This window comes from Nostoc sp. DedQUE12b, from assembly GCF_034530835.1.
Taxonomy (GTDB): Bacteria; Cyanobacteriota; Cyanobacteriia; order Cyanobacteriales; family Nostocaceae; genus Nostoc.
Genome location: NZ_JAVRCI010000010.1, coordinates 1 through 12332, shown reverse-complemented (window position 1 = coordinate 12332; position 12332 = coordinate 1). Strand labels below are relative to the sequence as shown.

Sequence of the window (12332 nt, the reverse complement as noted above, 5' to 3'; positions counted from 1 at the left end):
GCTGCCTAACTCCTCTCCTGAATTTGCAAACGAACAGTGTGTTCAGTCGCACCGCTAAGTTGCAATTCCATGATTTCACCACCCAGAGGTTCCAAGCAAGTGAGGAGCGATCGCAAGTTGGGTGTACTTGCACCAGTATCTACATATAATCGATCTGCTAAATTACCGATCCGTTTCCAAGTCATGTATAATTTAGCGATCGTTTGTTCAATTTGCGATGCTTGATTTACCAAATCAGCAGCAATGCTCAAACAGCCGACCCTTTGCGCTTCTTCTAAAGCTGTTTCAATATCAACATTTTCCTGCGTTAACGCCTGAACTTGAGCCGCACCTTTGAGATATTTCGCCAAGTTACGCGCTTCGCTAGTTACCTGTTTCAGGGTATCCACATCAGGATTAGCAGCTATTTCCTTCTGGATAAACTTTTGGTGCGATTCTGGCAGTTTTTCCATTTCCTTCACCAGAGGGGCAATGTAGCGCGGGGGAAGGGTGTTATCTGCGGCTTTTTCTTTAACTGCTTCGGGTAATAAATCTGAGGACATGGCTGTCCATTCATCATTGAGTTGACGCACTTCCCGCCTTGTGATGCGATCGCCTTTTTGGGCGGCTTCACTCACCATCTGTTGCACTTCTGGAACTGCTTTGGAGGTTTCAACAAATGCCCGTTTACTGAAGTTGTTCACAGATCCGGGGTCAAGTTTCCCGTCTTCAATCAAAGTATCGGCACTATTCGCCAGTTGAATCCAGGAGTATGCTTGACTTTTACTGATTTCTCGCTCTTTTAGCCATCGCAAAAAGCCAGTACCGCGTCCGTCACCACCCACTTTTTCTCTGTCGCGGATCGCCCGTAAAATTCGCCCCCGCCAGATTTCAGTTTGCAAATCAAAGCGATCGCATACCTGCCAAGCTACTTCTAGCTGCTGTTGAAAATCTGACTCTAGAATCTGTTCATCTTCTGGATCGGGCAGTTCAAAGTTGATATCGGCTGGCTGTAGTAAAGCAGCAGCAAGGTCGTTGATGGAGTCGGTATCTTGCACGATTGATGGCTAACTAGTGGATGCGATCGGCTTATTATGCCACAATCTGTGGACTCATACTTAAGGGGGAGTAAGGTATTTTGAGTTACAACAAATATAGTAGGAAGGAGTAAACCACTTTTGTAAAGTCTTTAATTAATCAGAGAGAATAAAAATAAAACGATGAACCAGGTAGACTACCTCCGCATTAGCTTAATCGATCGCTGCAATTTTCGTTGTCAGTACTGTATGCCAGAGGGAGTAGAACTGGATTATATTCTCAAGCAACAGTTATTAACTGATGAAGAATTGCTCACCTTAATTCAAGAAGTATTTATTCCAGTAGGCTTTACCCGATTTCGTTTGACTGGGGGAGAACCCTTATTGCGTCCGCGTGTGGTGGATTTAGTCGGTGCGATCGCAACTTTACCCCAAACTCAAGACCTCTCAATGACCACTAACGGTTTTTTGCTGGCTCCGATGGCACAAAACCTCTACAATGCTGGTCTGCGACGAATTAATATTAGTCTGGACTCTCTCGATCCCGATATTTTTGACCAAATTATTGGTAATCAAGGGCGTTCTCGTTGGCAACAAGTTTGGCAGGGGATTCAAGCTGCCCATCAAGTCGGATTCGACCCCCTGAAGCTGAATGTAGTGGTGATTCCTGGGGTTAATGACCACGAAGTTCTCGATTTAGCTGCCTTGACAATTGATAAACAGTGGCACGTTCGATTTATTGAATTTATGCCCATTGGTAATGTGCATTTATTTGGCGATCGCGGTTGGGTATCTTCAGCCGATTTACGAGAACGTATTCGCGATCGCTGGGGCTTGACAGAATCACAAGTTCGTGGTGCTGGCCCTGCTGATGTCTTTCAAATTCCCAATGCGAAGGGGACACTAGGATTTATTAGTCAGATGTCAGAATGTTTTTGCGATCGTTGTAACCGGATGCGCCTGAGTGCTGATGGCTGGCTGCGTCCCTGTTTATTAAATGAAACTGGTCAAATAGATTTAAAAACTGCCCTACGTTCTGGTGTCAGCACCGCTCAATTACAAGAACAGGTCAGACATTTACTCGGAATCAAACCAGAAATTAACTTTAAACAACGTGATTCTGGCAATAATTTAGGTACATACACCCGCACCATGTCGCAAATTGGCGGATAATAATTTGTCATTTGCCCTTTGCAAATAACTAAGGACAAATGACTAAGGACAAATGACTATTACGCCTGTCGTGAGTAGTATTCCACAACAAGTAGTTCATTAACTTGTAGTGCCACCCATTCGCGCTCAATAACGCTGTTGACTTTACCAACCAACTTATTTTTGTCAAACTCCAAATGACTGGGGAGGTTGGCCAAACCGGGATATTGCAAGTTCGCTTCCACCAACTTCCGTGATTGTGCCCGATCTCTGACTGCAATTGTTTCCCCAGGACGGCATTGGTAGCTGGCAATATTCACGACACGACCGTTAACAGTTACGTGACCGTGATTTACCAGTTGACGAGCTGCTGGGATAGTCGGGGCTATACCCAAGCGGAAAACGGTATTATCCAAGCGCATCTCTAGCAATTGCAGCAGTACTTGTCCGGTAGAACCAGTAACACGTCTGGCTTTCCGCACATAGCGGAGCAATTGCTTTTCAGTCAAACCGTAGTTGAAGCGGAGCTTTTGCTTTTCCTCTAGACGGATAGCATATTCAGAGCGCTTCTTGCGATTCTGGCCATGCTGCCCAGGTGGGTAAGCGCGTCTGGCACTTTTACGAGTTAATCCTGGTAAGTCGCCCAAGCGGCGGACAATTCTGAGGCGGGGCCCTCTATATCGGGACATGAGTTTCCTTAATCTAATCCTGTTTAAACTTTACCCAAACATTCCATTTTGACATTCCACTGATCATAAATCAGCGGATTCTTGGTTTTTTGAAGTTGCTTACTTTGGTATGACGTATCTTACCAATGTAGAGGCATCTCCTTTACACCAGTTGCTTTAAGTCGGTTGAGCCGACAAACTGGCTTCCAAGCCTGAATTCCGACGTGCCCCGCCGTACTACTGCCAATAAGTTTTTTGTGTTTATTTAGTTTCGTAGACTACTCAATCATCAGATTGGTTTACGCAGTATTCTTACTCTGAAATACTTTTTACGTTGCCTACTTATCTTTCAAACAGCTATATTAACACAATTTTCGACATAATTAATTATGTCTACACTTTACTACCTCTGTAATTCAAGAATTTCAGAGGATTTTTAAGATATTTGAGTTAGCATAACTTTGGGTGTTTGGAGAATGGCAATGTCAATGAGCAAAAAAGTGGTTAGTAGAGGTAAGAACAAACAAGGCAGTTCCACCTCCAGGATTTTAACATTACCAGTTTTGGCTATAGCTGGATGTTTAACAATCTTGCCTAATGTGGCTGTTGCTGCCTCCTACAGGAATGATTATAGTGTCTGTGCGGGTCGCCTCCTGAGTGTGGGTGTAAGGGCAGAAGCGGCATCAGAAGGTTGTGCAGCAGCATTGCGTCCAAGAGATTTGGCTGCTTGCGTGGTGAAAATTGATAAGGAAACCCAAATTGCTGCAACGGATGCGCTTTCTTCTTGTGGGAAGGCCCGGCGTCCTGAAGAGTTAGCAACCTGTGTAGTCGGCGTTAGCTTAAGTACTAAGGAAGAAGCTAATCCGGCAGTTTTAGATTACTGTGGACGCAGTTTGTTACCTGTGCGCTTTGGGCAGTGTGTGGTTGGCTTGCGTAGTCAAATCGACTTTCCGGCTACTCAAGCGCTAGATACTTGTATCAGTGCTGATGATAGTGTTATCGGTGCTTCATCTTCGTCTACACCGCCAACGATAATTCCTGCGGGTTCAAGTCCAAGTTTAGAGACTACCCCATTTCCAACCCAACCAGTTGTTCCAACTCAACCAGTTGTTCCAACCCAACCGGGCACTAATTAGATTACAGTGCTTTGTGTAATTGATTGAAAATACAGGTTGAATATAGAGTGGCTATTTGTCAACCTGATTCAGGGACTACCGAAAAATAAATCATCCGATTTTAATTTGTAGGTTGGGTTGAGCAACAGCGAAACCCAACCTCATATATTATTACAATGCCTCAACCTGACTGGATAATTTACCTTTGCTGACTATATAGCTTTGGTTAGGCAATGACAGTAATATAGCGGTTCTCGAATGGAAGCAATACACTTTGACCTCTCTCCAAACCTCTCTCCTAAAAGGAGAGAGGCTTTGAATCTTGCTCCCCAATGCTAGCAGGGAAGGGGCTGGGGGTTAGGTCTGTATTGAACTCAAGCAAGAAGCGCTATATTTACAGCTATATTTACATTAGTCACCATTGCCTGATTCGAGAACTAGGCGATTTGAACTTGTGCAGCTTTACCAATCCCATCTGCGTCAAAGAAAAGATTATCGGTAGTTTGATCGTAAAGAAAGCGATCGCTTTGTCACACTAGTCCCAAGTCAGAACAAGCTGGAATTGAAGCAATAATAGTTACTATATTTCTTACTTTGGTATCTATATCATCATTGAAAGTTTGAAGAAGTTTCAGCACCTCGCCCAAAAAAGCCGTCTTTTTGCCCTTCTCGATTATGCCAATACCTAGTCTTATCCAGACTAGAAAGATATCACGCGAACCTTCAGGCGGATTTTACCCTAATGCAACTTCCATCAAACGCTTTATTAGCTCAGACAAACTTCAATACCACTTCAGCCACTTATGGGCATTCCCATACCTAGCACTGTTCCCAAAGTGTCCACTTCCCAGGTAAGCATTCAAATAAATGAAAAATATGATCATGCTCCTCTCCAACGCCAAGAGGAGTTGGAGAGAGGTTAGTTGAACTCACGTCAGTTTTTCAGCTTTGAGAATTTAGAATTTTGCACAGTTTGCACAGTTAGTTGTACTAGTCTTCTTTTTCACCAAAAGCCGTCTGTAAAACCACTGCAATACCACCGTCTTGATGATATTTGTCTGCCCAGGCACGGATAACTTCATCCAATTCTTCCATAGCCTGATCCATTTTTTCTGGGAGGATATCAAGTTCTTCCAGCAAGCGCATGGCATTTCGTCGCCGTTCTGCCCAATTTTTCATCATGCGGAAATACCGAGCAGTATCTTCCACGGTGATGTGTGTACGTTCTTCATCGTCTGTTGGGGTATAAGAAAGACGGGTAAGCGCGTAGAAAGGCATTCCCCAAGGAGAATCAATCCGTGTTACCGTTCCTGAGTAAAGCAGACGGCGCTTAATATGCTCACCCAAAGCTTCACTCAAAGGCATTTGGTGTTCGGGTGGCAAGTCTTCTTGCGATCGCTTGTGTAAAAACTCGATCAAATCCAGAAACTCAAAGGAGCTAACTAACTGAGCATCAGGTAAATTACTGGGCAGTTTCTGCTCAATTTGTCTTTTTTCTTCACTTGTCAGATTAGTACCAGGAACACGCGATCGCCCCGGTTGCCAAGGATATTTTTCTAGCCAGACATAAGGCAATTGAATTAAATAGCGAGGTTCCTGAGAACCCAGCATTTTTAACAGTTTGCCTTCTGTTAGTGCCTGTCTGACTTCTTCTACAATAATTTTTACTCGTTTTGGCTCTAAGTGATGCAAATGCCCTGTCATTCGCAGGTTTTGTCCCTGCTCTAGATAGGTCATGTAAATTGCACACTTTGCTGCTGTTGCGGCTGCGTCTAAAAATGCCCCATGCCTGTGCCCACTCGTCCGCATGGCACTAAAAGCCAGATAAAGCATGATCTGATCCATCGCACTGGGGTCAAGACGTTTGATCAGATCTATGTCGTTACTCATATTACAGACAATTGAATAGCACGTTTACAAAATTTTTAATCGAGTGAAAATAGGTAGTATACACCTGGCTGAAAGCTGTCTTTACTTCAAACTATATTAGTATGCGATAACGATGATATCGGTGGTAGCGCAAACTACCGTTTTCGCATATTTCCTGGTAGAAAAGCAGAGTCGGTAGTTGTGACTATAACTGTTTCTGCATCTAACCGGAAAATTAGAGACACCACCAAATCTAGCTTAACGGCGGTTTATCTCCCAAAAGTCAACTATGCTGCAATTGATCTCCAAAGCCCTTTATTTATCTGGTTTTTTCATCTTTCAAGAGCAACAACGTCAAGCTGCTTATACCTAATTATGGCACTATGCCGACTCAGAATAAAAACTAGTTTGCGTGGTTAATTTGGGATATCTGTTACTAGAAAAAGATGCTTGTTTTCAGCTTTGGCGAATTATTTGTAGTACACAAATGACTAGAAATAATTGGGAATAGTCTCAAAAGAAATTGCTTTCCAGGTGTAACCACATTTAGAGGTTAAGCTATACAGCTCGTTGTAAACTATCATTCCGTTCACAACCTCCAGTGATGTCTCGGCAGTATCAGCCGTTGGCTTGAGGAAACATAGTAGACATCAAGTAGAGCAAATAATTCCAATTTCAAAATACCTGTTGTTTTTCAAATATTGTTCATTATCATATCACTATTTTTTAGTTTTGAAATAAAATTGTGCATTTTAAAGTTTATAAATGATGAGTATTTAGATATTTTATATTCTGCTTAAATCAAGGTTTGATGATATTTTTATATTTACTCTTAAACTCCAGTTTTATTCATTATTTTATATATGATGATTGGACACAAAAAGCCGCGATGACTTCCGACTAAATCGCGTATTTATAAGGCTTTGCGGCTCCTGCTAATAACCGAAAGATTAGTTAATAGCCAGACATATAATAAAACATTTTGGGTTCCATCCTATGATTATTTAGAGATTGTTTAGCAATAAATTTATATTTATTTCATGAAAAAATTTTAGAGCTTTCATGATTTAACTAATTTATTGGCTACTTTTAAGTATGTTTTTACCTCGCTATTTTATAGATTTGATAGACTTGAATTACCTAGATAGTTTGTTGCTATAAAAGGATGATAATCCGTAGCAAGGTACGATATAAGCTGCTTTTTCTAGGTGTCTGGGCGATACCTACGGTGGGCTACGCCTACGCAGATTAAGCTTACTTGTATAAAACGACAGAAATAAAGATACCATTTTACGAAACACAATTAGTAAGTGGGTGTGAATAATTAAAGATTTTTCGTGACTTAGTGCGGTCTGGGAGGCTTCCCCATTAGCGACAAATAAAACCGAGGGATAAGGGCTTTAGCCCTTCAGACAAGGCAATTTAATTAAATTTACATTGCTTAACATAAGTTGGTTTATTCTTGCCCACTTAATTTGCCTCCCTACGAAAAAACAGGTAGGCCGACCGCTAATATCAACAAAGTGCGTTTGGCTTCAGAAAACGAGTTACTCTAAACATTTCTGCGACTTCTCCATCTCTTAGTTCCAAAATGTACTGCAATAGTCTTAACTCCTTACGAATCTCCTCTGTGAGCAAGTACTCGTACTCAATTGCTGAAGTCAGTACTACTCATATTGCTTACATATACGTGTTTTCCCTACCTGTATCAGGCTAAATCCTTAAAAATATATTACAAGTTGATTTATTCTGATTACTGCTCATCGAGCTATTAAGTGTTATCTGCACCTATAGAGCATTCTGAAATCATTCGTAAAAATTTAAATCCCCGACTTCTTTGAGAAGGCGGGGATCTTGTTTGTCACAGATGATTTAGAGAAGTTACAAGGGGGTGCATTAGCGTCAGGATTGATTTTGAGAGTGATGGAAGGTAAAGCAATACGGTTCGGATAAGCATTTTTCACTTTCCTTCTGGTCTGGGGAAAGGGTAAGGGGTAAAGGGTAAAGGACGTATTCAAAACCTTTCCTCTTTCCCCTTTCCCCTTTAACCGAACCGTATTGGAAGGTAAAGTAGTTTCCATCACTCTTAAGCTGATTGAACTCGCCATTTAATTGGTGGGACTAGAGGGTTTAACCTGATTTCGCATTGTTTCAAAGCTGAAAGCAGCCGCGCCAAAGGTTACAAATAACACTCCCAGAATCTGCACAATATCCAAATTTTCTTGAATGATTAACCCAGCGAAAATCACGGTTAAAACTGGGATGCTACCACCGATGAGCGCCGATCGCGAGGCACCTAATTTACTAATACCAACATTATTGAGCAAATAACCTGCAAGAGTCAGCACACCCAAAATAAACGCGCTTAAAACTAATTCCAGCATTTTCGAGGGATCAACTACTACCAAGTTCCAACTGCTGGGCAAAGGTAGCATTAAACAGATAAAGCTCAATAACAACATCGTAGTGAAGTTAATTAAAGTAAAAGTCACCGGATGCAGTTTGCTAGCACAGACTCGCGTCAGAATTATATAGGCAGCAAAAGCCACACCCGAAAGAATGGCAGTGCTGCTTCCCATTGAAGTATTACCGATCCCGATGTTGGGAGAACCCCCTAAAACCAACAATTCACCGCAGCAAATCGCGGCGATCGCAGCGATGCGGAATAGAGTGGGGCGATCGCGGAACAGAAACCACGAAAATAGACCACTAACCATTGGATAGATAAAGAACAGTGCGATCGCCATTCCAGTTGTGACTTGAGCGATCGCAATGTAGATTAGTACCTGCGATAAAAATAAAAAGCACCCACTCACAATTGACAACACCAAAATCTGCTTGGTAGCTGCATTGGCAGGTGTGGAATTTCCTCGGACTGAAGCAGACAAATTTTCCAAGTCTTGCCACAGTCTTGGATGCAATATCGGAGACAAAAGTACCATTAATGGTACGACTACCATAAACCGTAGCGTCAAAATTAACAGAGTATTGCCCAAAGTCGGCGGTAGCAATTGCTCTACCTCTAATACTCCAAAAATCTGGGAACCTTCGTGGAAAATCACTTTGATGGCTACGTTGTAAAGCGACGATACCACTGCCGATAAGACGATCAAAAACAAACCGATTCTGAGTGTCGATAAGCCAGGGGAGTTAGGCGATCGCGATTGTGGGGGTTTTGCTTCCGCCTGCGGTTCTGGTGCAGTGGTCGATGAGGATTCAGCTTTGCTTTGCGATACGTTCTTACGGCGGACAGAAAGTGGTTCAGTAGGAAGCTTTAGAGAAGGGCGGATTATTCTCGGCTGTAGCACAGATGCGATCGGAGGCTCTGATTTCGTTTCGTTTTCCGGCGATTCCTGATTTAGGACAGAGACTGGCTCGGTGGCATTATCCTTTGGTGGCGGAACTACAGCCGCAGTAGGTTCTGATGGCGTTTCTGTTGCCGACAAGTCTTTGCTGGGGACAGCAATTGGATTCGTGGTATTTTCTCTAACAATCGGCGGCTGTAATGTTGTTTCCCTTGGCGACAAATCCTTGCTGGGAGAAGAAATTGGATTTGCAACGTTTTCTTTAACAATCGGCGGCTGTAATGTTGTTTCCCTTACCGACAAATCCTTGCTAGGAGAAGAAATTGGATTCGCGGTACTTTCTTTAACAATCGGCGGCTCTACTGATGCTGTTTCCCTTACCGATAAATCCTTGCTGGGAGAAGAAATTGGATTCGCGGTGTTTTCTTTAATAATCGGCGGCTCTGATATCGTTTCCCTTGGTGAAAATTTATTGGAGATCGGGGAAATTGGCTCAAGGGAATTTCTTACTACTTCCTCAAACTCTGGCAAGGATGTATCAACAGAACTGTTTTTTTGTGGCTCCGTAAACTGCAAAACAGTCGGTATACCTGCTGTTGCTGATTTGCGTGTAGTTTCTTCTATAGTTTTTTCTAGTTCTCCATGCAGGCGGTTAACAAACTCCGCCAAAATCGTTTCCCCTTGCTGCTGCTGGCTATACATCCGTGACAACTGTTGGGAAAGATTACTTTGATAGTTTTTCAGTTCCTGTTGTAAGGAATTAAAGGTAATAGTAACGGTATCATCCAAACTGTCAAACATGTGTTCGACTTTTTCACCAATTTCACCTACTACATTGCTGCTTACTTCAGCAGACTTTAGCGCGGCTTGTTCGTAAGATTTGCCCTCGATACTTTGATTAGCTAAAGTTGCCAGAGAGGATTGCAGTTGTGAAGATATATGCTTTGCCAGAACTTCTGCGAGTTGCCGAATTAACACTTGCTGCTCAGTGATTTGGCGCACTTGTTGTAAATGCTCTTTTTCCTCTACCAAGCTTTGAATCTCATCAGATAACCGATTTTTTTCTGACTGAAGCCGCTTTACGTCTTCCTGCAAGCCTCTGAGGACATTCTGCTGAAGATTTTCTAAGTCTTCAACTACAGCCCAAAGAGCATTTTCTGCTGCTCTAGATAGCTCCCCTCTGACTCTTGGGTTTTCTGGTTGCTTCTCGAATCGCCCCATTAGCTTCTAACCTCTAACACTTTGACGATAAAGCTGCTTCCCGTACACTTGATTGGCGGTCATCCTAATTTCCTGTATTTTGTCAGATAAATTAAAAATTTTAACAGCACTTCCGCGTTTCAACGTAATTCTGTCATACTAGACACAAGTTAGCAAAGCATCTAAGTTTGCCACACAACTTACTACAGCGTGTCCTCTTCAGCATTGATAAGTATTTAACCATTAGATTGGGAATTTTGGTGAGGTAGCACTCGTCTTGGCGATTCCCAAAGAAATCTCACTTCAAATAAATATTTATTGTTTTGCTGCCAATAATAATTGGCAAAGATTCAGAGATGCTTTTGCGTAGGTAACTCGTCGCTAGATATCCCCACCAAATTGTCTGACTTGCGAAACTAACTGTAAATTTGTGTGGAATGTAACTGGTGTGACAGTTTATATCTCTAAACGGGGATTAAAGTATCCTTCTGTGGAAATTCTAAGTTACGTTATCCCCTGCACAACATTCTAATGAATGAGCAGCAATTCTGCAAAAGCACGCTTTTTTTGGCGTTGTTGCAGTCTGGGTTTTGCTTTGAGTAAATTCCAATAGAGGAAAAGTTGGGAAAATATTAATAATTCTTAGAAGAATAAAATCTGGGCGATGCTAAAAATGGCAGCGCTAAGGGCAGCACTCACAGGGATTGTAATTAGCCATGCGGCGGCAATACCTTTTAGTGTTTGAAACTTAATCGATTTGAGATTTTGCACTAATCCAATACCAACTACACCACCGACGAGAGCGTGAGAGGTGGAGACTGGTAAACCTAGCCGAGAAGCGATGAGGATGGTGGTAGCAGTAGCCAATTCGGCACAAAATCCACTACTGGGTTGCAAGGCAATAATATTTTCGCCAATGGTAGCAATGACTTTTTTTCCCCAGACAGCTAAACCACCAACAATACCAGCACCACCAAGAATTAAAATCCAAAGCGGGATAGTTATACCATCAGTAGGTACGCTACCAGTGCGATTGATGTAAACGATCGCAGCTAAAGGAGCGATCGCATTTCCCACATCATTAGAACCGTGAGCAAAGGCGACAAAGCAAGCACTTAGTAGTTGAAATCGACCAAATAATCTTTCTACGGGATTGGAGAGTATTTCTCCCTTGTCTCCCTTATCTCCCAATTGTCGCCAGCTAATGATTGTGAGTCCAACTGCTGCTACTGCACCTGTTAACAGGGGGATGTCGTAAGCAGGGATTGTAAAACCAACTTGCTCAATTACAAAATTGGTTAGCGGTTCAGTCAGCGATGGTAAGACAATCACGCCGAAGACACCTAGCAGGAGAGTACTCAACCAGGGAATCCATTCTTGTAACTGGACTACTTGATTGGGTTGATCTAAAATCCAGTGCTTGATTTGACTGTAAAATAAAGCAGCGATCGCACCACTAATTAACGGCGTTAAAATCCAGCCAATGGTAATCAAGCCAATTGATGACCAATCAATTGCATTTACTCCCAAAGCTACCCAACTAAATCCAGCGATCGCACCAACAACCGCATGAGAAGACGATACAGGTAAGCCGCGTGATGTGGCAATTTGCAACCACACACCACAGGATATTAGCACCGTTACCATTCCAGTTACGAATATTTGGGGTGTAGCTGCGAATAAAGCGGGATTAGCAATTTTCGTTGCTAGAGTTTCCGTTACCTCATGTCCAAACAATACAGCACCAGTAAACTCTAATACCCCAGCAATTATTAGTGCCTGTTTGAGGGTGACAGCTTTGGAACCTACAGAGGTTCCCATTGCATTAGCGACATCGTTTGCTCCGAGATTCCAGGCGACGTAGAAAGCTAGTAGAGCGACGAAAAGTAGGGTAATAAGCATTTTGTTGCAGACAAGGGGAAAGTGAGAGATAAGCATGAAACTTGAGCTTGTAAGGTTGAACTTTGAACCTTTTAGCTCCATCGTTGAACCTTTTAGCTTCATCGT

The 12332-nt window shown here is 42.5% G+C and carries 9 protein-coding genes; 3 read left to right on the top strand and 6 right to left on the bottom strand.

Annotated elements, in window-relative coordinates:
- Window positions 1–5: 5 nt before the first annotated feature.
- The gene (locus RMY16_RS07470) at window positions 6–1037 is read right to left on the bottom strand and encodes a hypothetical protein (protein WP_322735843.1); all 1032 of its coding nucleotides are present in this window, start codon (window positions 1035–1037) and stop codon (window positions 6–8) included.
- A 162-nt stretch (window positions 1038–1199) separates the two neighbouring features.
- On the opposite strand from RMY16_RS07470, the gene moaA reads away from it, so the two are divergent.
- Window positions 1200–2189, top strand: coding sequence for a GTP 3',8-cyclase MoaA (gene moaA, locus RMY16_RS07465; protein WP_322735842.1), 990 nt, complete (start codon window positions 1200–1202; stop codon window positions 2187–2189).
- A gap of 59 nt (window positions 2190–2248) precedes the next feature.
- On the opposite strand, the gene rpsD is transcribed toward moaA, so the two are convergent.
- Window positions 2249–2857 carry a 30S ribosomal protein S4 gene (rpsD, locus tag RMY16_RS07460; protein ID WP_069071263.1) on the bottom strand — a complete coding sequence of 203 codons (609 nt, stop codon included), beginning with the start codon at window positions 2855–2857 and terminating at the stop codon, window positions 2249–2251.
- A 461-nt stretch (window positions 2858–3318) separates the two neighbouring features.
- On the opposite strand from rpsD, the gene RMY16_RS07455 reads away from it, so the two are divergent.
- The gene (locus RMY16_RS07455; protein WP_322735840.1) at window positions 3319–3972 is read left to right on the top strand and encodes a hypothetical protein; all 654 of its coding nucleotides are present in this window, start codon (window positions 3319–3321) and stop codon (window positions 3970–3972) included.
- A gap of 347 nt (window positions 3973–4319) precedes the next feature.
- Window positions 4320–4490: a hypothetical protein gene (locus RMY16_RS07450; RefSeq protein WP_322659504.1), complete on the top strand. Its 171-nt coding sequence runs from the start codon at window positions 4320–4322 to the stop codon at window positions 4488–4490.
- Between the two features lie 451 nt (window positions 4491–4941).
- Here RMY16_RS07450 and hetR read toward each other — a convergent pair whose 3' ends face one another.
- From hetR to RMY16_RS07430, 4 genes are all read right to left on the bottom strand, one after another.
- On the bottom strand, window positions 4942–5841 hold the full coding sequence (gene hetR / locus RMY16_RS07445; RefSeq protein WP_322735839.1) for a heterocyst differentiation master regulator HetR: 900 nt from the start codon (window positions 5839–5841) through the stop codon (window positions 4942–4944).
- Between the two features lie 2087 nt (window positions 5842–7928).
- The gene (locus RMY16_RS07440; RefSeq protein WP_322735838.1) at window positions 7929–10346 is read right to left on the bottom strand and encodes an EamA family transporter; all 2418 of its coding nucleotides are present in this window, start codon (window positions 10344–10346) and stop codon (window positions 7929–7931) included.
- A gap of 621 nt (window positions 10347–10967) precedes the next feature.
- Complete coding sequence (locus RMY16_RS07435) at window positions 10968–12227, bottom strand: inorganic phosphate transporter (RefSeq protein WP_322659510.1); 1260 nt, start codon at window positions 12225–12227, stop codon at window positions 10968–10970.
- A partial coding sequence (locus tag RMY16_RS07430; RefSeq protein WP_322735837.1) for a hypothetical protein occupies window positions 12151–12332 on the bottom strand: 182 nt, incomplete at its 5' end. The genes RMY16_RS07435 and RMY16_RS07430, both read right to left, overlap by 77 nt.